The 18,416-nt window shown below is 72.6% G+C and carries 23 protein-coding genes; 15 read left to right on the forward strand and 8 right to left on the reverse strand.

Annotation, left to right across the window (positions count from 1 at the left end; genetic code table 11):
• Positions 1-16: 16 nt before the first annotated feature.
• Positions 17-880 carry a hypothetical protein gene (locus V6V47_RS29775; protein ID WP_334631802.1) on the forward strand — a complete coding sequence of 288 codons (864 nt, stop codon included), beginning with the start codon at positions 17-19 and terminating at the stop codon, positions 878-880.
• A gap of 18 nt (positions 881-898) precedes the next feature.
• On the opposite strand, the gene V6V47_RS29780 is transcribed toward V6V47_RS29775, so the two are convergent.
• From V6V47_RS29780 to V6V47_RS29790, 3 genes are all read right to left on the reverse strand, one after another.
• Complete coding sequence (locus tag V6V47_RS29780) at positions 899-2,953, reverse strand: amylo-alpha-1,6-glucosidase (protein WP_334631803.1); 2,055 nt, start codon at positions 2,951-2,953, stop codon at positions 899-901.
• Entirely contained in the window at positions 2,950-3,330 is a 381-nt protein-coding gene (locus V6V47_RS29785) for a hypothetical protein (RefSeq protein ID WP_334631804.1), read from the reverse strand. The genes V6V47_RS29780 and V6V47_RS29785 overlap by 4 nt, the downstream gene beginning before the upstream one ends.
• An 82-nt stretch (positions 3,331-3,412) precedes the next feature.
• Positions 3,413-3,787, reverse strand: coding sequence for a DsrE family protein (locus V6V47_RS29790; RefSeq protein ID WP_334631805.1), 375 nt, complete (start codon positions 3,785-3,787; stop codon positions 3,413-3,415).
• Between the two features lie 12 nt (positions 3,788-3,799).
• Here V6V47_RS29790 and mtfM point away from each other — a divergent pair, with 12 nt between their 5' ends.
• Together mtfM and V6V47_RS29800 are read left to right on the forward strand one after the other, a co-directional pair.
• Positions 3,800-3,907 (forward strand): small membrane protein MtfM, encoded by a 108-nt coding sequence (gene mtfM / locus V6V47_RS29795; protein ID WP_334631806.1) that lies wholly within the window; start codon positions 3,800-3,802, stop codon positions 3,905-3,907.
• Positions 3,904-4,494, forward strand: coding sequence for an FABP family protein (locus V6V47_RS29800; protein ID WP_334631807.1), 591 nt, complete (start codon positions 3,904-3,906; stop codon positions 4,492-4,494). Before mtfM ends, V6V47_RS29800 begins: the two co-directional genes overlap by 4 nt.
• A 21-nt stretch (positions 4,495-4,515) precedes the next feature.
• Here V6V47_RS29800 and V6V47_RS29805 read toward each other — a convergent pair whose 3' ends face one another.
• Positions 4,516-5,397: an aminotransferase class IV gene (locus V6V47_RS29805; protein ID WP_334631808.1), complete on the reverse strand. Its 882-nt coding sequence runs from the start codon at positions 5,395-5,397 to the stop codon at positions 4,516-4,518.
• Between the two features lie 69 nt (positions 5,398-5,466).
• Here V6V47_RS29805 and V6V47_RS29810 point away from each other — a divergent pair, with 69 nt between their 5' ends.
• The 4 genes from V6V47_RS29810 to V6V47_RS29825 are packed head-to-tail and all read left to right on the forward strand — an operon-like array spanning position 5,467 to position 8,858.
• On the forward strand, positions 5,467-5,895 hold the full coding sequence (locus V6V47_RS29810) for a Fur family transcriptional regulator (RefSeq protein WP_334631809.1): 429 nt from the start codon (positions 5,467-5,469) through the stop codon (positions 5,893-5,895).
• Positions 5,892-7,004 (forward strand): CAF17-like 4Fe-4S cluster assembly/insertion protein YgfZ, encoded by a 1,113-nt coding sequence (gene ygfZ, locus V6V47_RS29815; RefSeq protein ID WP_334631810.1) that lies wholly within the window; start codon positions 5,892-5,894, stop codon positions 7,002-7,004. The genes V6V47_RS29810 and ygfZ overlap by 4 nt, the downstream gene beginning before the upstream one ends.
• A gap of 22 nt (positions 7,005-7,026) precedes the next feature.
• A complete protein-coding gene (locus V6V47_RS29820) occupies positions 7,027-7,854 on the forward strand; it encodes a 3-keto-5-aminohexanoate cleavage protein (protein WP_334631811.1) in 828 nt (275 codons plus the stop codon).
• Between the two features lie 44 nt (positions 7,855-7,898).
• A complete protein-coding gene (locus tag V6V47_RS29825) occupies positions 7,899-8,858 on the forward strand; it encodes an asparaginase (RefSeq protein ID WP_334631812.1) in 960 nt (319 codons plus the stop codon).
• A gap of 34 nt (positions 8,859-8,892) precedes the next feature.
• Here V6V47_RS29825 and V6V47_RS29830 read toward each other — a convergent pair whose 3' ends face one another.
• Positions 8,893-9,690, reverse strand: coding sequence for an alpha/beta fold hydrolase (locus tag V6V47_RS29830; RefSeq protein ID WP_334631813.1), 798 nt, complete (start codon positions 9,688-9,690; stop codon positions 8,893-8,895).
• A gap of 112 nt (positions 9,691-9,802) precedes the next feature.
• On the opposite strand from V6V47_RS29830, the gene V6V47_RS29835 reads away from it, so the two are divergent.
• From V6V47_RS29835 to V6V47_RS29860, 6 genes are all read left to right on the forward strand, one after another.
• A complete protein-coding gene (locus V6V47_RS29835; protein WP_442934327.1) occupies positions 9,803-10,393 on the forward strand; it encodes a helix-turn-helix domain-containing protein in 591 nt (196 codons plus the stop codon).
• Entirely contained in the window at positions 10,390-11,082 is a 693-nt protein-coding gene (locus V6V47_RS29840) for a hypothetical protein (protein ID WP_334631814.1), read from the forward strand. The genes V6V47_RS29835 and V6V47_RS29840 overlap by 4 nt, the downstream gene beginning before the upstream one ends.
• Before the next feature lie 71 nt (positions 11,083-11,153).
• Positions 11,154-11,468: a DUF2516 family protein gene (locus tag V6V47_RS29845; RefSeq protein WP_030327754.1), complete on the forward strand. Its 315-nt coding sequence runs from the start codon at positions 11,154-11,156 to the stop codon at positions 11,466-11,468.
• The gene (locus tag V6V47_RS29850) at positions 11,465-12,352 is read left to right on the forward strand and encodes an alpha/beta fold hydrolase (protein ID WP_334631815.1); all 888 of its coding nucleotides are present in this window, start codon (positions 11,465-11,467) and stop codon (positions 12,350-12,352) included. The genes V6V47_RS29845 and V6V47_RS29850 overlap by 4 nt, the downstream gene beginning before the upstream one ends.
• Before the next feature lie 11 nt (positions 12,353-12,363).
• Positions 12,364-13,101, forward strand: a complete 738-nt coding sequence (locus tag V6V47_RS29855) for an alanyl-tRNA editing protein (protein WP_334631816.1) — start codon at positions 12,364-12,366, stop codon at positions 13,099-13,101.
• Positions 13,102-13,154: 53 nt separating this feature from the next.
• Positions 13,155-14,069: an SDR family oxidoreductase gene (locus V6V47_RS29860; RefSeq protein ID WP_334631817.1), complete on the forward strand. Its 915-nt coding sequence runs from the start codon at positions 13,155-13,157 to the stop codon at positions 14,067-14,069.
• Here V6V47_RS29860 and V6V47_RS29865 read toward each other — a convergent pair.
• Complete coding sequence (locus V6V47_RS29865) at positions 14,060-15,028, reverse strand: helix-turn-helix transcriptional regulator (protein ID WP_334631818.1); 969 nt, start codon at positions 15,026-15,028, stop codon at positions 14,060-14,062. The two genes, V6V47_RS29860 and V6V47_RS29865, sit on opposite strands and share 10 nt — an antisense overlap.
• Before the next feature lie 72 nt (positions 15,029-15,100).
• Here V6V47_RS29865 and V6V47_RS29870 point away from each other — a divergent pair, with 72 nt between their 5' ends.
• Together V6V47_RS29870 and V6V47_RS29875 are read left to right on the forward strand one after the other, a co-directional pair.
• Entirely contained in the window at positions 15,101-15,892 is a 792-nt protein-coding gene (locus V6V47_RS29870) for an EI24 domain-containing protein (RefSeq protein ID WP_334631819.1), read from the forward strand.
• Between the two features lies 1 nt (position 15,893).
• Positions 15,894-16,409: an O-acetyl-ADP-ribose deacetylase gene (locus V6V47_RS29875; protein WP_334631820.1), complete on the forward strand. Its 516-nt coding sequence runs from the start codon at positions 15,894-15,896 to the stop codon at positions 16,407-16,409.
• A gap of 532 nt (positions 16,410-16,941) precedes the next feature.
• On the opposite strand, the gene V6V47_RS29880 is transcribed toward V6V47_RS29875, so the two are convergent.
• Entirely contained in the window at positions 16,942-17,838 is an 897-nt protein-coding gene (locus V6V47_RS29880) for a GNAT family N-acetyltransferase (RefSeq protein WP_334631821.1), read from the reverse strand.
• Position 17,839: 1 nt separating this feature from the next.
• Positions 17,840-18,253, reverse strand: a complete 414-nt coding sequence (locus V6V47_RS29885; RefSeq protein ID WP_334631822.1) for a RidA family protein — start codon at positions 18,251-18,253, stop codon at positions 17,840-17,842.
• Between the last annotated feature and the right edge of the window lie 163 nt (positions 18,254-18,416).

The following is an 18,416-nucleotide window of genomic DNA, read 5'->3' on the forward strand; positions in this document are numbered from 1 at the left end:
GTGACACCATGACCGGATGAGCGGTGCTGTCCAGACGGGGTGGGCCCCATCGACCGGTCCCGCCACGCCGGCACCCGCCCGACGGTGGCGGCGCGGGTTGCTGATCGGGGCTGTGGCCTGGGCCGTGCTGCTGGCCGCGCTCACCTGGATGTCGGTCCGCAACGACCCGCCGACGGTGCGCGAACAGCGCTCCCTCGACCAGGCCGGCCCGGTGGTCGACCGGGCGGCCGGGGAGTTGGCCGGGGCGGCCGGCGCGACCGGGCTGCTGGAGTTGGGCCCGCCGCAGATCGTCACGGGCTGTCGCGTCACCCCGCTCGCCGACGGCGCCGCGCTGCGGCGCGAGGTGGGCGTGCTCGCACCCGTCGGCACCGAGCGGGCGGTGCTGACCGGGATCGCCGAGCGTCTGCCGGCGAGCTGGCGGGCCCGGGTCGGGCCGGGCCGGAACGGCCCGGTGTTGCGCGCCGACGCCGGCGAGTTCGTCGCCGTCGAGGGACGACCGACCGGGGACGGTCGCGTGCGACTGACCGCCGACAGCGGCTGTCGGCGCGTCGGCTCCGGCTATGTCACGGCGCCCACCGCGGCCGCCGGCGAGGAGGCGGCTGCCCTGTCGGCCGCGCTGCGGGCGCTCGACCGCCCGGCCGACGCCGCTCCCGAGCTGATCACCGCGACCTGTCCGGGCGGTGCGCTGGCACGTACCGCGCGGTCCGTCGCCGGTCCCGGCCCGGCCGCGTCGACGGGCGCGCTCGCCCCGTTGGCCGACGGCACTCCGCTGCTCGACCACCCCCCGGTGTACGCGTACCGCGCCGGCCCGGTCACCGTGCTGGCCGACCTCGCCCCCGACGCCGGCCGGCTGGTCGCCACCGTCGGTTGTCCGGGCTGACCCGCAGCAGTCCCCGGTTCAGTCGTTCCGCTGCGGCTCGTCCGGGCCGCGGCTGCGGCCCAGCGCGTCGACCCGGCCCCACCGGCCGGGAATGTCCAGCAGCTCGACCCGGCCCATGCCGGGCGGCACCGCCGGATCGATGATCAGGTGCTCGCCCTGCGGCTCCAGCCCGAGCATGACCCGCAGCAGCAGCAACGGCGTGCCGGTCGACCAGGCCTGCGGGCTGCACGCGGTCGGGTACTCCACCGGGTAGTCGGTGAGGTCGCGGGCGTAGCCGGCGAACGCCTCCGGCAGCCGCCCGTCGAAGTAGCCCGACGCGTCCAGCATCGCGTTGCAGATCTGCCCGGCCTCCTCCCGGAAGCCGTACCGCCACAGCCCCCAGGCGATGATCGAGTTGTCGAACGGCCAGACGGTGCCCACGTGGTAGCCGATCGGGTTGTAGCGGGCCTGGTCCTCGGCGAGGGTCCGCACCCCCCACCCGGAGAACAGCCGCGGCCCGAGCAGGTGCTCGACCACCTTGCCGGCCCGGGACTCGTCGACGATGCCGCTCCACAGCAGGTGCCCGATGTTCGACGTCAGCGCGTCCACCTGCCGGCCGTCGGCGTCCAGGGCGAGCGCGTAGTACTCCCGGTCGGCGATCCAGAAGTCGTGGTTGAACCGCTGCTTGAGGGCGGCCGCCTCCCGCTCCAGCCGGTCGGCGAACTCCGGGTCGTTCCAGAACTCCCGGGCCAGCCGGGCGGCCCGCATCTTCGCGTCGTACGCGTAGCCCTGCAGTTCGCAGGTGGCTCGGGGGAAGCCGGGCATCTGGCCGTCGGCGTACGAGATCGAGTCCCAGGAGTCCTTCCAGCACTGATTCTGCAGGCCGGTCTCCGGGTTGCGGGTCTGGTACCAGAGGTACCCGGTGCCGAGCAGGTCGCCGTAGGTGTCGATCCACTCGAGTGCCGCGCGGACCCGCAGCTCCAGCCGTCGAACGAGCTCGGCGTCGCCGGTCCACCGTTCGTACTCGTCGAGCAGGATGATGAACAGGGGCGTCGAGTCGGCCGACCCGTAGTACGGCGAGTGCGGCTGCTCCTCGAACCCGGCGGTCTCCCCGTACCGCAGTTCGTGCAGGATCTTGCCCGGCTCCTCGTCCCGGAAGTCGTCCACCCGCTCGCCCTGCAACCCGGCCAGCATCACGATGGTCGGCGGGATCAGCTCCGGCAGGAACGGTAGGACCTGCAACGAGGTGATGATGCTGTCCCGGCCGAACAGGGTCATGAACCAGGGCAGCCCGGCGGCGAGCAGGCGTACGCCCAGGGCGATCGACTCGTAGCGCAGCGCCGCCAGGTCGTTGAGGCTGCGCCGGTACGCCCCGGCCAGCGGCTGGCAGTCGCAGCCGAGCTTCGGCGCCCGGTCGATCAGCTCCTGCTGTTCGGCGCGGATGGCGTCCGCGCTGCGGCTGCCGCCGTACGGCAGGGTGGCCCGGATGTCCTCCCCCTTCGCGCCGTACACGACGCTGGCGACGTGCAGCCGGGTCGTCCACTCGCTGTTGCGGCCCACCCGGATCCGAAAGGTCATCCCGGAGACGTCGACCTCGGCGGGCGACGTGGAGCTGATCACGGTCTCCCGGTGGAACGCCTCCCGCCGGTAGGTCAGGCGCAGCTCGTTGTCGGTGACCGAGGCCGTCGTCCGGCCCCGCTTCTGCCGGGCGTGCTTGATCTCGAACAGGTCGGCGAAGTCGGCCGCCATCTCGATCCGGACGGTGAAGTCGACGTCCCGGCCGGTGTGGTTCAGCACGGTCAGCTCCTCCTGGAAGCTGCCGACGATCGCCCGTTTTCGGATCACCGACGCCTTGGCGTCCAGGTAGTGCGTGGGTTCGCCGGGGGCCAGGAAGAACTTCGTCCGGTACGACTCGGAGTCGTCGGTGGAGAGGGCGTGCAGCCGTTCGCCGTCCAGGGTGAGCACCCAGGTGGACAGGAAGCGGGTGTCGAAGGAGAACAGCCCGGTGGGGAAGTCGAACGACGCCTCGATGTCCCCCCTCCGGTCGCTGACCAGGAAGGTGTTGCCGTCCAGGATGCTGACCAGTTCCTTCACCCGAGCCGCCCGGCCGACCTGCGGGCCACTTCGCGCGGGTCGCGGGTGCCCGGTGGATCCGGAAAGAACCGTCGGAAGGACAGGAAGAGCACCACGTTCCCGCTGAACGTGCTCTCGTTACGCAGCACCGCCGCGACCCCCTGGGCCTCGCCGGTGACCAGTCGGTCGAAGAGGGCCGCGCTGCTGAACCAGATGGCGTCGGCCGGCCCGCGATTCCGGCTGATCTGCACGATTCCCGGCCGCATCCGGACCAGCCAGTGCTCGGTCCAGTGGTCGGTGGCGAGGTCGATCTGCAGGGTTCCGAGGGCCAGCCCGCCCAGGACCTCCGGGGCGCGCGTCGGCAGTGATTCGAAGAATCTCTCCGTCGCCTCGGTCACATCCGAATCGTAGGCAAGCGTCCGAGATGTCGGGTCGGTATCCGGAGTCCGCCCGTACTGCCCCGTCGGGCCGTGCCGATGGTCAGTAGACCAGCGCCTGCGCGCCCTCGGCCAGCGCCTCCTCGACGAAGACCGCGGCTCCCGCGATCCGTACGCCGGGCAGGACGTCGGCCGGGCCGATCTCCCGCCGGGCCGCGCACTGGGTGCAGGCGGTCACCTTGCCGCTGGTCAGGATGACGTGCAGCAGCTCGGCCAGCGGCGCGGAGTGCGGCAACTCGAACTCCTGGGCGCGCCCGGGCAGCGCGAACCAGGTCGATTCACCGGTCAGCCAGAGCGACACGTCCACCCCGGCCGCGACCGCCGTGGCAGCCACCGTGAACGCCTGCGCGCACCGCTCCGGGGCGTCCGCCCCAGCGGTGGCCTTGACGACGAGAGAGCGGGCCATGGAGCCCAGCATAGGATGGTCGGGATGGTTACCGAGATCGGGTTCGTCAGCCTGCTGGTCGCTGGCCTGGGCGGGCTCGCCGGTGGCCTGATATACCTCGCCGTACGCATATCGAGAGGACGCCGCTGGTGAGCGACGAGAACCCGTTGCAGCCTCCGTGGCTGAACGCGCCGCCGGTCGAGTCGTACCCGTTCGAGGAGAGTTACGACCTGCGGGTCGGGCCCAAACTGCATCCGGCGTTGGACGGCCTGCTGCCCTACGTGGGCCTGTGGCGCGGTCGTGGCCGTGGCGGTTTCCCCACCATCGAGGACTTCGACTACGCCCAGGAGATCCGGATCAGCCACGACGGCCGGCCGTTCCTGTCATACGAGTCGCGGGCCTGGATCCTCGACGAGCAGAGCAAGCCGGTCCGTCCGGCCGGTCGTGAGGTCGGCTGGTGGCGGCCGGTGCTGGTGGACGGCCGGGCCACCGACGAGCTGGAGGCCCTGCTGACCACCCCGACCGGTGTCATGGAGCTGCACGTCGGCAAGCGCACCGGCACCCAGGTCGAGTTCGCCACCGACGCGGTGGTCCGGACGGCGACCGCCAAGGAGGTCACCGGCGGGCACCGGCTCTTCGGCATCGTCGAGGGCGCGTTGCTCTACGCCCAGGAGATGGCCGCGATGGGGCAGGAGCTCAGCCCGCACCTCTCGGCCCGGCTCGTCCGGGTCGGCGGCTGACCCTTCGGAGGACGCTGACCCTCAGGGGACGGGGAAGCCCAGCACGGCGTGCAGGGCGGGGGTGCGCGGGCAGCGGTCGCGGCGCACCCCGTCCAGGCTGTGGACCTCGGTGAGCCCACGGACCGACGAGGTGAACCACACACCGTCCGCCGCACTCAGCTCGGCCGGGGTGATCATCCGCTCGGCGGCGGTCAGGCCCAGCTCGCCGACGTGACCGAGCAGCCAGGCGGCGGTCGTGCCGGGCAGGATGCCGGTGCTGGCGGCCGGCACGGTGCAGAGTGTGTCGCCGGTGAGCCACACCACGTTGGCGGTCGGGCCCTCCAGCGCGTACCCATCGGAGGAGACCCAGAGCACGTCGTCCACCCCGGCTCTGCGCGCCCAGCGGCGGGCCGCGCTGTTGACCGCGTACGAGGTGGACTTGACCCCTGCGGGCAGCCAGTCCAGCCCGGTGCGCGCTTCGGCGGGCACACCCAGCGGCAGGGTGGCCACGCTGATCCCCGCTCGGCGGGCCGCCCGTGCCGACGCCGGCACCTCGGTCAGGGTGGCGTACACGGTCGGCGGGCCGCCGACCGCCGGGCCCCGGGTGCAGACCAGCCGTAGCGCCCCCTCCACCTGCGTCGGCCAGCCCGCGCACACCGCGTCGAGCAGCTCGACCAGGTCGGCGGCGGGCGGCAGGGTCAGCTCCAGGGCGACGGCCGACGCGGCCAGCCGGGCCAGGTGCTCGTCGCGCAGCCAGGGCTGCCCCTGGCGCAGGTGCATGGTCTCGAAGAGCCCGTCGCCCTGCAGCACGCCGAGGTCGTCGCCGCGGAGCACGGGCTCGCCGGCCGGAACCCGGCCGCGCTCCAGCACGGCGATCCGAGTGGTCGGATCGGCCGTGACCTTCCCGACGGACGACGGGGCCATGACGGTCGAGCGTAGCGATGGCCCGTCGCGGTCCGGAGGTCGACCTGTACGCCGAACTATGATCGGTAGGTGTCCGAATCCTCGCTAGCGGAAATGCTCCGGTCCCGTGGGCTGCGGTTGACGGCCCAACGGCAGCTCGTCCTCCAGGCGGTGCTGGATCTGGGCCACGCCACCCCGGAGCAGGTGCACACCGCCGTCCGGGAGGTGGCCGCCGGCGTCAACATCACCACCATCTACCGCACGTTGGAGCTCCTGGAACGGCTCGGCCTGGTCACCCACACCCACCTCTCACACGGGTCGCCGACCTACCACGCGGCGGGTGAGCACCAGCACGTCCACCTGGTCTGCCGGGAGTGCGGTGCGATCGACGAGGTCGACCCGGAACTGCTCCGCCCCCTCGCCGAGCAGTTGGCCGCGCAGCGCGGGTTCCGGGTGGACATCGGGCACGTGTCACTCTTCGGAGTCTGCGACCGCTGCGAGAACGGGGACCGGAAATGATCGACATCGCGGGCGCGGTGGCCATCGAGAGCATCGACGAGGAGAGCCGCGACCAGCCAGATCCGGAGCACGTCGCCGCCGGGGTGCGGGGGGTGGCCGCGCACTACGGCGATCCCCTGCGCGAGCAGCGCGTCCTGGGCACGGAGGTCGGCCTGGTCGACCGGTCGCACCGGGGCATCGTCGCGGTCCCGGGCGAGGAGCGGGCCGGCTGGCTGCACACGATCACCTCGCAGCACCTCGCGGCGCTGACCGCCGGCGAGGGCACCGAGCTGCTGGTGCTGTCCCCGCACGGGCACGTCGAGCAGCACGCCCTGGTCGCCGAGGACGGCGAGACCACCTGGCTGGACACCGAGCCGGGCGCGACCGCCGGCCTGCTCGGCTACCTGGAGAAGATGCGCTTCTTCACGAGGGTCGAGCCGCGGGACGCGACCGGCGAGCGCGCGCTGCTGTCGCTGGTCGGGCCGGCGGCATCCGAGGCGCTGGGCACGCTGGGCGTGACCGGGCTGGCCGCCCCGGACCTGGTCGCGGTGCCGGGTCCGAAGTTCGCCGCCGGTGCCGTGCCGCCCCGACCAACCGCACGGTACGACGTACGGCCGCTGCCCATCGGCGGTTGGGCCCGGCGCGGCCCGCTCGGGGTCGACCTGCTGGTGCCCAGGGCCGCGATGGATCAGGTGGTCGCGGAGCTGCGCGGCGCCGGTGTGCCGGTCGCAGGGCTCTGGGCGTACGAGGCGATCCGGGTTGCCGCCCGGCAGCCCCGGGTCGGGGTGGACACCGACCACCGGACCATCCCGGCCGAGGTCGACCTGATCGGGCCGGCCGTGCACCTCGACAAGGGCTGCTACCGGGGGCAGGAGACGGTGGCCCGGGTGCACAACATGGGCCGCCCTCCGCGTCGCCTCGTACTGCTGCATCTGGACGGGGTGACCACCGACCAGCCTCCGGCCGCCGGCACGCCGGTGACCCTCGACGGCCGGGCGGTGGGCTTCGTCGGCACGGCGGTGCTGCACCACGAGCTGGGCCAGGTCGCCCTCGCCGTGCTCAAGCGGAACGTCCCGGACGACGCCGCGCTGCGGATCGGCGAGACCGCGGCGGCGATCGACCCGTCCTGACCCGACGTCTAGGATCGCCGGCATGACGACAGGGACGTTGATCACGGTGGCCCCGACGGGCGCGGAGTCGGCCAAGGCCGAGGTGCCGGCGCTGCCGGTGACCCTCGACGAGCTGCTGCTCACCGCCAAGGAGTGCGAGGCGCTCGGCGCCGCCGTGATCCACGTCCACATCCGCGACGACGCGGCGCGGCCGACCCTCGACCAGGGGCGCCTACGCGAGACGGTGGCGGCGCTGCGGGAGAGCACCGATCTGATCGTGCAGCTCTCCTCCGGCGGGGCGGTGACCGACCCGGAGGCGTCCCGACTCGCCGTGCTCGACGCCCGGCCGGACATGGCCTCGTGCACCATGGGCACGGTCAACTTCGGCGACGACGTCTTCCTCAACCGCTGGGAGTTCATCGTCGACCTGCACACCCGGATGCAGGAACGCGGGATCGTGCCGGAGTACGAGATCTTCGATCTCGGTCACCTGTCCGCCCTGCAGCGCCTGCTCGGCAAGTACGGGCTGCCGGCCGGTGGGCACGTGCACGTCGACTTCGTGATGGGTGTGCCGGGAGGGATGCCGGGCACCACCGAGACGCTGGTCGCGGCGCACCGGATGCTCGGCGACCTGCCCGAGGGCACCACCTTCTCGGCCACGGGCATCGGCCGCAGCACCATCCCGGTGCTGTTGGCCTCGCTGTCGACCGGCGGGCACCTGCGGGTGGGCATGGAAGACACCGTGACCTACGCCAAGGGTCGCCCGGTGGAGTCGAACATGCAGCTGGTCGCCCGCGCGGTCGGTTTCGCCCAGCTCGCCCAGCGCCCGCCGCTGACCACCGCCGAGGCCCGCGAAATGCTCGGGTTGTAAGGGCGAAGCCGCCTCTCACCCCTGTCACCTGTACCGTCCACCACGTGGGAAAGACGTACGAGGGCGGCGCGCCGCTCGCCGAGGTGATCCGGTCCGGGTTCGTGGAGGGCGCGCACCGCGGGTCCGTGGTCGTGCTGGACGCTGCCGGTGTGCCGGTGGCCGTTGCGGGGGACGTGACCGCACCGATCTTCCCCCGCTCGGCGAGCAAGCCGATGCAGGCGATCGGGATGCTCCGTGCCGGGCTGCCGCTGACCGACCCGGCCGACTTGGCGCTCGTCTCGGCCAGCCACGCGGGTGAGGACTTCCATCTGGCCCGGGTCGGCGCGCTGCTGGGTCGGGCCGGGCTGGACGCGTCGGCCCTGCACTGCCCGCCCGACCTGCCGGTGGGCGCGGCGGCCCGGGAGGCCGTGCTGCGCGCCGGAGGTGGCCCGACCCGGGTGCAGATGAACTGCTCCGGTAAGCACAGCGGGATGCTGCTGACCTGTCAGGCCGCCGGGTGGCCGCTGGACGGTTACTGGCGGCCGGAACACCCCTTGCAGCAGCAGTTGCGCGCGGCCGTCGAGGAGTTCACCGGTGAGCAGGCGGCGGCCGTCGGGGTGGACGGCTGCGGTGCACCGGTGCTCGCGGTGTCACTGACCGGCCTGGCCCGCGCGTACCTCCGGCTGGTCGACGCCGAGCCCGGCTCGGCGCCGCGGGTGGTGGCCGACGCCATGCGCGCCCACCCGGAGATCGTCGGCGGCACCCGCGCCGATGACACCCGGCTGATGCGCGGAATTCCGGGCCTGCTGGCCAAGGTCGGTGCCGAGGGAGTGATCGCGGTGGGGTTGCCGGGCGTCGGCGCGGTCGCAATCAAGATCGACGACGGCGCGGACCGGGCCCGGATGCCCGTGCTGGTGTCCGCGCTGCGCCGGCTCGGCGTGGACGCCCCCGTGCTCGCCGAGTACGCCGAGGCGCCGCTCTTCGGCGGCGGTGTTCCGGTCGGCGCGGTGCGCCCGCTCTGGTGATCGAAGGCATCCGGCCCGGATGGGCCTCGGTGGGTCAGTTCAGGAAGTCGAGCAGGGCGGCGTTGACCGCCTCGGGACGCTCCAGCGGGAGCAGGTGTGCGGCGTCCGGCACGTTGGGCAGCCGTACCGCGCCGGGCACCTCGGCGGCGATCCGGTCGGCGATCCGGCTGATGTCCGGCACGTCGGCGGCGCCGGCGGTCGCCAGGACGGGCACCCGCAACTCGCCGAGGCGGCCGATCGCCGGAGGCGTCAGGTCGATCACCTCCACCGCGCCGAGTGCCTTCTCGGCGGCGAGCGCACGCTCGTCCAGCTCCTGCGCGAACGCGAGCAGCCCGGGGTCGACGTCGGCCGGCTGACGGCCCGGACCGACCACCCAGAACCGCACCTCGCCGGCCGCCCCGGCGGCGAAGTCGTCCGGGTCGACCTCGCCGACCAGGTCGTCCCAGAGGTCGTTGGTCTCATCGGACCATTCGTTGCCGCCGAGCGCGGTGCCGAAGAGCGCGAGCGCGCTCACCCGGGACGGGTGGGCCAGTGCGGTGTCGATGGCGACCGACCCACCGAACGAGCAGCCGACCAGCGCGGCCTGGGGAAGGTCGAGCGCGTCCAGCAGGCCGGCCACGTCGTCGTGGTGCGCGAACGGCGTCGAGGGCAGGTCGGAGTCACCGTAGCCGCGCAGGTCCGGGACGATCACCCGGTGCCGTGCGGCGAGCGCCGGCAACTGTCCCCGCCACATCCGGCGGTCGGCGATGCCGGCGTGCAGCAGCACGACGGGCGAACCGGCGCCGGCCTCGTCGTACGCGATGACTGCTCCGTTGACTGAGATCTTGTGCACGGACGGACCGTACGGATCGGCCGAGCGGTGCGCAAACGCGTAGTTGAGACGTTGCTAACTCTGGCTAGCGTTTTGCTTGCAGGAGCTAGCGCCGCGGATTAGCGTCGATGTCATGGCCACACCCAAGGACCTCCCCGACGTCGGCGGGTTCATCCGCGACCTGCGGCGCAACGCCAAGATCTCGCTGCGGCAGCTCGCCGAGCAGGCGGGGGTCAGCAACCCGTACCTCAGCCAGATCGAGCGTGGGCTGCGCAAGCCCAGCGCCGAGGTGCTCCAGCAATTGGCGAGCGCCCTGCGGGTCTCCACCCCGGCGATGTACCTGCGGGCCGGGTTGCTCGACGACAAGGAAGGTCAGGGTGTGCTCGCCGCCATCGCGGTGGACCCCGACCTGACGATGGCCCAGAAGCAGTCGCTCAGCCAGATCTACGAGACGTTCCGCCGGGAGAACACCCGGCTGGCCGAGGCCCAGGCCACCGCCGAGGGCACCGCCGGGGCGACCACGCCGACGGACGTCGCCGACCAACCGGCCGACGTGGCCAACCTCGCCGCCACCGGCCCCACCACCGCCGGCGGCACCCCGACCGAGGCCGTGCTCGAGTCGGTCGCCGTCACCGAGGCGGGCGCCGCTCCCGCCCCGACCAGCACCAGCACCAACACCCCCGACAAGAAGGCCGCCGCAGCGGCCGAAGAGGAGACGTCATGACCGAGTCGAAGACGAACCGCATCCCCGCCCCGATCTACGCCGCTGCCGGTGCCGGTGAGCTGGCCCTCCAGCAGCTCCGCAAGCTGCCGACCGTGGTCGGCGTCTTCGGCACCCGGGTCGTCGCCGACCTGGGTGGTCGGGCCGTGCTGACCGGCTTCGAGCTGCGTCAGAAGGCCACCGAGACCCTGCGTACCGCCAATGAGACCGCCGGCACCCTGCGCGGCCGCGCGCAGGCTGAGCTGGACCTGGCCAAGCTCCGCGAGTCGGCCGACCTGGCCAAGCTGCGTGAGGTCGCCGACCTGGACCGGCTGCGCGCCGCCGCGACCCGCAACGCCGCCGTGGTGGTCGCTGGCGCCCAGGCCGCGCAGGAGCGGGCGTTCGCCGCGTACGACGCGCTGGTCGCCCGGGGCGAGCGGGTCGTCGGCGCCGGGGTGCTGGAGGCCGCCGAGACGGTCAACGCCGACATCGAGGCCACCCGGGCCGACGCGCCCGCGCCGTCGACCGAGGCCCCCGCCCCGGTGGAGGCACCCGCTGCGGTGCCGACCCCGGCCGACGTGGCCGAGATCGTCGAGGCCAAGCCGGCCGCCGTCAAGAAGGCCACCCGTGCGCCGAAGGCCGCCAAGCCGGCCGCGACGCCGTCGGCGAAGCTGCCCCGGGCCGGCAAGCGGACGCAGCCCGCGGCCGAGTAGTACGTGGTATTGACGACCCCGGCGGCGTCCTTGTCGGACGTAGCCGGGGTTGTCGACATAAGCTTGCCGGCATGGCCAACGCCGCGCCGATCTTCGCGTTCGAAGTCCGCTACGTGATCGAGCTGATTCTGCTCGTCTTCGCGCTGATCATCCAGGGCGTCGCGCTGGTGCATGCCGTCACGCAGCGCTCCGACGCCTTCCCCGCCATCGGGACGCTGCCCAAGGGTGGCTGGATCGCCATCCTGGCGGTCTGCCTCGTGCTGACCCTGCTCGGCTTCGGTCCGATCAGCCTCTTCGGACTGATCGGCATCGCTGCCGCGCTCATCTACCTGCTCGACGTCCGGGTCGGTCTGCGCGACCTGAGCGACGGTAAAGGGTTCTGGTGAGGGGTTTCCGCTGGCCGCCCCCGCCGGACGGCGGGCCCCGCACCTGGGGGCCCGGTCCGGGTGGTCCGCGTACCGGCCGGCCGGCGCTGCCGGAGCCGGAGACCGATCTGGTCACCACCCCGCACGGCGTACGGCTGGAGCGTCTGGTCACCGGCACCGGTGATCCGGTCACCGTCTTCGCGCACGGGCTGGGTAACGGCATCGCCACCACCCGTCCGTTCGGCAGCGGGGTGACCGGCCGCAAGGTGTTCTTCCAGTTCCGTGGGCACGGCCGGTCCGACGCCCCGGACGGGCCGTGGACCTACGTCGACCTTGCCCGGGATCTGCGCGCCATCGCGGATCTCGGCGGTGCCACTCGGGCGTTCGGCGCGAGCCTCGGCGCGGGCGCGCTCTGCGGCCTGCTGGCCGAGAGCCCGGAGCGTTTCGAGAAGCTGGTCTTCTTCCTACCCGCCGTGCTCGACGAGCCGCGTGGTGCGCACGCCCGGGACCGCGTCAGGGAGCTGTTGGAGGCGGTCGAGAGCGGCGACGCCTCGGCCGTCGCCGACGTCGTCGCGCAGGAGCTGCCGGCGGTGGTCCGCAACACCCCGGCCGGCTGGGCGTACCTGCGGCAGCGGCTCGACCAGCTGCTCCGCGACGGTCTGGCCGCCGACCTGGCCACCCTGCTGGAGCAGACACCGCTGCACGACCCCAGCGCCTTGGCGGCGGTCACCGCGCCGGCGCTGGTGATCGGCTGTGCGGGTGACGACCTGCACCCGGTCGAGGTCGCCGAACGGCTCGCCGCCGCGCTGCCCCAGGCCACCCTCCAGGTGTACGACCGGCCCGGCGTCCTCTGGACGGACCGCGCCGATCTGCGGGAGCGCGTGTCGAGCTTCCTCAACGAGTAACGTCCCCGGGCATGGGTGTCACACAGCATGGCCGTACGCACCGGCTGGACCTCGCCGACCCGACCCTGCGCGAGTGGACCTGCACGGTTCTGCACGCCGACCCGGAGCAGGGCATCGTGTTGGACCGGTCCGCGTTCTACCCGGGCGGTGGCGGGCAGCCGCCGGATCACGGCGTGCTGCTCTGGCAGGGCGTAGAGACCCGGATCGTCGGCACCCGCAAGGGCGATGACCTGTTCCTGCTCCCGGCCGAGGGTGACCCGCTGCCGCCGGTGGGCACCGAGGTCGTCGGCGCGCTGGCCGACGAGCGCCGGACCCGGCTGATGCGTACCCACTCCGGGCTGCACGTGCTCTGCGGTGTGGTGTTCCGCGACTTCGGCGCGCTCGTGACCGGCAACTCGATGGAGCCGGGCGAAGCCCGGATGGATTTCAACCTGCCCGAGGTGCCGCCCGACTTCAAGAGCCGGATCGAGGAGCTGGTCAACGCCGAGGTGGCCGCCGACCGTTCGGTCGCCGTCCGGGTCTTGCCGCGCACGGAGGCGCTGGCCCTGCCGGACATCATCCGCACCCAGTCCAACCTCATTCCGCCGGACGAGCAGGAGGTCCGGATCGTCGACATCGTCGGGCTGGACGTGCAGGCCGACGGCGGCACCCACGTCGCGTCCACCGCCCAGATCGGCAAGGTGCAGGTGGTCAAGGTGGAGAGCAAGGGCCGGGCCAACCGCCGGGTCCGCGTCCGCCTGGTGGACTGAGGTTTCGCAAATTCGGACGGCGGCTGTCAGGTATCGCTGACAGCCTCGGAGGCATGACACCACCGCTCGCAGGAAAGATCGCGCTCGTCGCCGGGGCGACCCGGGGTGCCGGGCGGCAGATCGCCGTCCAGCTCGGCGCCGCCGGCGCGACCGTCTACGCCACCGGCCGCAGCACTCGCGCCGCCCGGTCCGAGATGGATCGGCCGGAGACCATCGAGGAGACCGCCGAGCTGGTCACCGCGGCCGGCGGCACCGGCATCGCCGTCCAGGTCGACCACCTGGTCCCCGATCAGGTCCGAGACCTCGTGGCCCGGATCGACGCCGACCAGGGCCGGCTCGACGTGCTGGTCAACGACATCTGGGGCGGCGATCCGCTGATCACCTGGGAGAAGCCGGTTTGGGAGCAGCCACTGGACGCCGGTTTCCGTACGCTGCGGTTGGCCATCGACACGCACATCATCACCAGCCATTTCGCTCTGCCGCTGCTGATCCGCAAGCCCGGCGGTCTGGTGGTCGAGATCGGCGACGGTACGAAGGCGTACAACGAGGAGAACTACCGGCTCTCGGTCTTCTACGACCTGGCGAAGACCTCGGTCAACCGTCTCGGCTTCATCTGGGCGCACGAGTTGACCCCGCACGGCGGCACGTCGGTCGCGCTCACCCCGGGGTGGCTGCGGTCCGAGGCGATGCTGGAGCACTTCGGGGTCACCGAGGAGAGCTGGCGCGACGGCGCGGCGAAGGAGCCGCACTTCGTCATGTCCGAGACGCCGGCCTTCGTCGGTCGTGCGGTCGCGGCCCTCGCCGCTGATCCCGAGCGCGCGCGCTGGCACGGCCAGTCGGTGGACAGCGGCGGTCTGGCCCAGGTGTACGGCTTCACCGACCTCGACGGCACCCGGCCACACTGGGCGCGCTACTACGCCGAGGTGGTCTCGGCCGGCAAGCCCGCAGGTGACACCGGCTACCGGTAGAGCGCGGCGAGGCGGTCGGCCGCCTCGACGAACAACTCCCGCAGCTCGGGTGGATCGAGCACCTCCACCTCGGGGCCGAGCCCGAGCAGTTGGTGGTACGCGACGCCGACGGACTCGACGGGCAGCCGGGCCACCACCCAGCCCTGCCCGTCGGGCCCTTCGGCGGCGGTGACCACCTCGTCGTACACGAAAGGGGCATCGACCAGGTGCCGGAGCTGGCGCACGCCGGCCGGGCTGAGCCGGACGGCGACCTCGGCCCGCAGCATGGTCCGCAGGAACGACGCGGCCTGCTCGCGCCAGTGCCCGGCCAGGTCGAAGCCCTCGTCCCGGTCGAAGCTGTCCTCGGTCACCTCGACCCCGGTCACCCGGTCCACCCGGTAGGTGCGCACGTCGTCGCCGACCCGCGCGACCAAATACCAGATCGCGCTCTTGAGTACCAGCCCGTACGGCCGCACCCGGCGCGTCACCTCGCGGTCGCCGCGCCGGTAGCGCAGCTCGACCTCCCGGTCCCGCCAGACCGCCCGGGCCAGCTCGGTGAGCCACGGCGGTGGCCCGGCCTCCCGGAACCAGCCCGGCACGTCCAGGTGAAACCGTTGGCCGGCACGGGCCGGGGCGTCCCGCAGAGCGGGCGGCAGCGCGGCGAGCACCTTCAGCTCGGCGGCGGCAACCGCGTCGGCGAGGCCCATTTCACCCGCCGGGCCGGGCAGGCCGGCGAGGAAGAGCGCCTCCGCCTCGTCCCGGGTCAGCCCGGTCAGCCGGGTCCGGTAGCCGCCGAGCAGGCGATACCCGCCGGCCCGGCCCCGGTCCGCGTAGACCGGCACCCCGGCGGCGGAGAGCGCCAGTACGTCCCGGTAGACGGTCCGTTCGGACACCTCCAACTCCCGCGCCAGCTCGCCCGCCGTCATCGACCCGCGCGCCTGCAACAGCAGCAGCAGTGAGATCAACCGGGACGCTCGCACCCGTTCATCCTGCCGGCTCCGCTCGCCGCGCCACCCGGCGGTGTTCCACAGTGATCGCTAGGCTGCTGGATCATGGATGTCAGAGATATCGCCACTCCGGTGACCGGGGCCGTCGGTCGCTTCTTCGCCGGGGCTGGGCTGCTCCTGCGCGGGTTCGGTCTCTACGTCCGCAGCCCGAAGCTGATGCTGCTCGGCATCGTGCCGGCGCTGATCTCCGGTGTGCTCTTCGTGGCCGCGTTCGCGACCCTGGTGTATTTCGTGGATGACATCGCCGCACTGGTGACCCCGTTCGCCGACGACTGGTCGGCCACCGCCCGCAACCTGGTCCGGGTGATCGCCGGGCTGGCCTTCCTGGGGCTCGGCGGCCTCCTCGGCGTGGTCGCCTTCACGGCGGTGACCCTCGTCATCGGTGACCCGTTCTACGAGAAGATCTCCGAGCGGGTGGAGGAGCGGCTCGGCGGCACCCCGAACGCCGTGGAGGTGCCGTTCTGGTCGTCGCTGCGTCGCAGCCTCGCCGACTCGGTACGGCTGGTGGCGCTCTCCGCTCTGGTCGGCATCCCGCTCTTCCTCGCCGGCTTCATCCCGGTGGTCGGCCAGACGGTGGTTCCGGTGATCGGCGCGGCGGTCGGTGGCTGGTTCCTCGCCGTGGAGCTGGTCGGCGCGCCGTTCTACCGGCGCGGGATGCGGCTGCCGCAGCGCCGGACGATCCTGAAGGTCGACCGGCCCGCCGCACTCGGCTTCGGGGTGGCGGTCTTCCTCTGCTTCCTCATCCCGCTCGGCGCGGTGCTGATCATGCCGGCCGCGGTCGCCGGTGCCACGCTGCTGGCCCGCCGTTCACTCGGCCAGCCGATCGAGGAGCACTGACATGCAGATCACCCTGGTCGAGGGGGACATCACCACTCAGCAGGTGGACGCCATCGTGAACGCCGCGAACTCGTCCCTTCTCGGCGGCGGCGGCGTCGACGGGGCCATCCACCGACGCGGGGGCCCGGCCATCCTGGCCGAGTGCCGGGCGCTGCGGGCGTCCCGGTACGGCCGGGGCCTGCCCACCGGACAGGCGGTGGCCACCACGGCCGGCGAGCTACCAGCCCGCTGGGTGATCCACACCGTCGGCCCGGTCTGGTCGGCCACCGAGGACCGCTCGGCGCTGCTGCGCGACTGCTACGCCAACAGCCTCCGGGTCGCCGACGAGCTGGGCGCGGCCACCGTGGCGTTCCCGCTGATCTCGGCCGGCATCTACGGCTGGCCGCTGGAGGACGCGGTCGGCCAGGCACTGTCGGTGCTGCGTCCGGCGACACCGGCCACCGTCACCGAGGCGCGCCTGGTGCTCTTCGGTGCCGACACCCACGCAGCGGCGCGCCGGGTCTTCGAGGCCGGCTGATTGCGATCTCTGACGAGCCCGGTCCCGGCCCGGCCCCGGACCTGGGCTCGACCGGTGAGCGGTCTGCCGCCGTCCAGCTACGTTGATCGCCCGATGCTCAGTAGTCCAACGCCGTTGCGGTCAGGTTGGCGTCGTCCTGCGGCCACTGCGGTGGGCGGTGGGCGGTGGGCGGTGACCGGTGTCCGGGTCGCCGGCCGGGGGGCAGGGGCGCTCGAAGTCCCCTTTGCTCTGCTTCAACGGACGCAACACTTCCGCCCCACAAGTGTTGCGTCCGTTGAAGCAGAGCAAAGCAAGTGAGACGGGGATGGCTCACCCCGGGCGTCCGGCAGCACCGCGCAGCACGGTCGACGCCGGCCAGGCGCCGGGACGACGTCTTCACGGGGGAGGCCACGCCGAACTACGGGCGGTCAAATGGCGGTGGTCTTCACCATCTCCACGAACCCCCGCCACGTTGGGGGTCGAGACGCAGCGTCCCCGCCGTCGCGGTCTTTGCGCGGCCCGGGTCCGTCCGCGTGTTGAGAACGACCGCTGATCAGGTCAGCTCGGCCAGGCAGGACCACTCGGTTGCCACCGGGCGGTAGCCCAGCCGGGCGTTGATCGCGAGCATCGGCGCGTTCTCCTCGTCGTTCGAGGTGTACGCGACGCGTACGCCGTTGGCGGCGGCCCGGTGCAGCGCCGCCGTCTTGGCCAGACGGGCCAGCCCGCGGCCCCGGTACGCCGGAACGCTGCAGGTGTAGTCCGACCACATCCGGTCGCCGTCCCGCTTGACCAGGCTGAACGCGGCCACCTCCCCGTCGACCTCGGCGGCGGTGCTTGCCGCCTTGTCCAGACCGAGGTTCTCCCAGACGTCGTACCGCCAGCTCTGGTAGCTCATTGCGTCGACCGGCACGTCGCCCGGCTCGTCGATGGCCGAGGCGAGGTCCGCCGCGTACAGGAGTTGCGGGTCCATTTCGGCGATCGGGCGCAGCCGTACGCCCGGTGGCGGGTCGGGCAGCGCGGGGGGCGGAACCAGGTCGAGTGCTGAGAACCGCAGCTCCCGGCTGGGTTCGAAACCGTGCCGGCGGGCGAACGGCAGAGCCTCCGGCTGTGCGAATGCGCGCATCCGCCGGACGCCCAGCGGGGCGAGGTGACCCGTCGCGGTCGTCAGCAGCGCGGTGCCGATGCCGCGTCGCCGGTGCTCCGGGTGCACGTGCAGCAGGTTGATGTCACCGAAGTCCGCCGTCGAGGTTGAACCGTTGCGTTGGGCCGTCACCCAACCGACGACCTGGGTGTCCACCTCGGCCACGAAGCCGGCCCACCCTACCTCCGGCGGAGGCTCAGCGATCATCTTCCGGGTCGAGGCGACACCGCGCACGAGGTACGGGAAGACCAGTGCCTTGAGTGCCACCACGGCCGGGGCGTCGTCGGGGCGTGCCGATCGGATCCGCATGTCAGGCCGCCATCCGTACGGCGGCGACGGCCTCGACTTCGACGAGTTGGTCGGTATAGCCGAGTACGGAGACCCCGAGCAGAGTGCTCGGCGGGTCGTGGTCGCCGAAGAAGTCCCGGACCACCTCCCAGACGGTGACCAGGTCCGTCTGCTGGGACGACGCCACGTAGACGGTCGTCTTGACCACGTCGGTGGGGGTGGCACCGGCCGCCGCGAGGGCGGTCTCCAGGTTCGTCATCACCTGCCGGGCCTGTGCGGCGTGGTCGCCGGGCGCGACGGTGCGTCCCTCGGCGTCCAGTGGGCAGGCGCCGGCGGTGAAGACCAGCCGGGCGGGTGATTCGACGGTGGCCGCGTAGGCGTACTCAGCGACGTTGGAGAGTGCGGGGACGTGCAGCAACGCGACAGGGTGGGGCATTCGGCGAGGCTAACGAGGATCGTTCAGCGAGGCGACGAATTAACGCCGCCCCGCGACTGGCCGCAGGCCCGCAGGCGGCAGGCCGCTAGGCGGCAGGCCGCTAGGCGGCAGGCCGCTAGGCGGCAGGCCGCTAGGCGGCAGGCCGCTAGGCGGCAGGCCGCTA

Source organism: Micromonospora sp. CPCC 205539, assembly GCF_036906815.1.
Taxonomy (GTDB): Bacteria; Actinomycetota; Actinomycetes; order Mycobacteriales; family Micromonosporaceae; genus Micromonospora.

What these genes read in the sequence shown, in the direction of transcription:
- V6V47_RS29845 (WP_030327754.1), top strand. Translation starts at nt 11,154, where the DNA reads ATGGCCAACGCCGCGCCGATCTTCGCGTTCGAAGTCCGCTACGTGATC.
- V6V47_RS29805 (WP_334631808.1), bottom strand. Translation starts at nt 5,397, where the DNA reads ATGGCCCCGTCGTCCGTCGGGAAGGTCACGGCCGATCCGACCACTCGG.
- V6V47_RS29855 (WP_334631816.1), top strand. Translation starts at nt 12,364, where the DNA reads ATGGGTGTCACACAGCATGGCCGTACGCACCGGCTGGACCTCGCCGAC.
- V6V47_RS29860 (WP_334631817.1), top strand. Translation starts at nt 13,155, where the DNA reads ATGACACCACCGCTCGCAGGAAAGATCGCGCTCGTCGCCGGGGCGACC.
- mtfM (WP_334631806.1), top strand. Translation starts at nt 3,800, where the DNA reads ATGGTTACCGAGATCGGGTTCGTCAGCCTGCTGGTCGCTGGCCTGGGC.
- V6V47_RS29880 (WP_334631821.1), bottom strand. Translation starts at nt 17,838, where the DNA reads ATGCGGATCCGATCGGCACGCCCCGACGACGCCCCGGCCGTGGTGGCA.
- V6V47_RS29835 (WP_442934327.1), top strand. Translation starts at nt 9,803, where the DNA reads ATGGCCACACCCAAGGACCTCCCCGACGTCGGCGGGTTCATCCGCGAC.
- V6V47_RS29875 (WP_334631820.1), top strand. Translation starts at nt 15,894, where the DNA reads ATGCAGATCACCCTGGTCGAGGGGGACATCACCACTCAGCAGGTGGAC.
- V6V47_RS29840 (WP_334631814.1), top strand. Translation starts at nt 10,390, where the DNA reads ATGACCGAGTCGAAGACGAACCGCATCCCCGCCCCGATCTACGCCGCT.
- V6V47_RS29775 (WP_334631802.1), top strand. Translation starts at nt 17, where the DNA reads ATGAGCGGTGCTGTCCAGACGGGGTGGGCCCCATCGACCGGTCCCGCC.
- V6V47_RS29790 (WP_334631805.1), bottom strand. Translation starts at nt 3,787, where the DNA reads ATGCTGGGCTCCATGGCCCGCTCTCTCGTCGTCAAGGCCACCGCTGGG.
- V6V47_RS29820 (WP_334631811.1), top strand. Translation starts at nt 7,027, where the DNA reads ATGACGACAGGGACGTTGATCACGGTGGCCCCGACGGGCGCGGAGTCG.
- V6V47_RS29885 (WP_334631822.1), bottom strand. Translation starts at nt 18,253, where the DNA reads ATGCCCCACCCTGTCGCGTTGCTGCACGTCCCCGCACTCTCCAACGTC.
- V6V47_RS29870 (WP_334631819.1), top strand. Translation starts at nt 15,101, where the DNA reads ATGGATGTCAGAGATATCGCCACTCCGGTGACCGGGGCCGTCGGTCGC.
- ygfZ (WP_334631810.1), top strand. Translation starts at nt 5,892, where the DNA reads ATGATCGACATCGCGGGCGCGGTGGCCATCGAGAGCATCGACGAGGAG.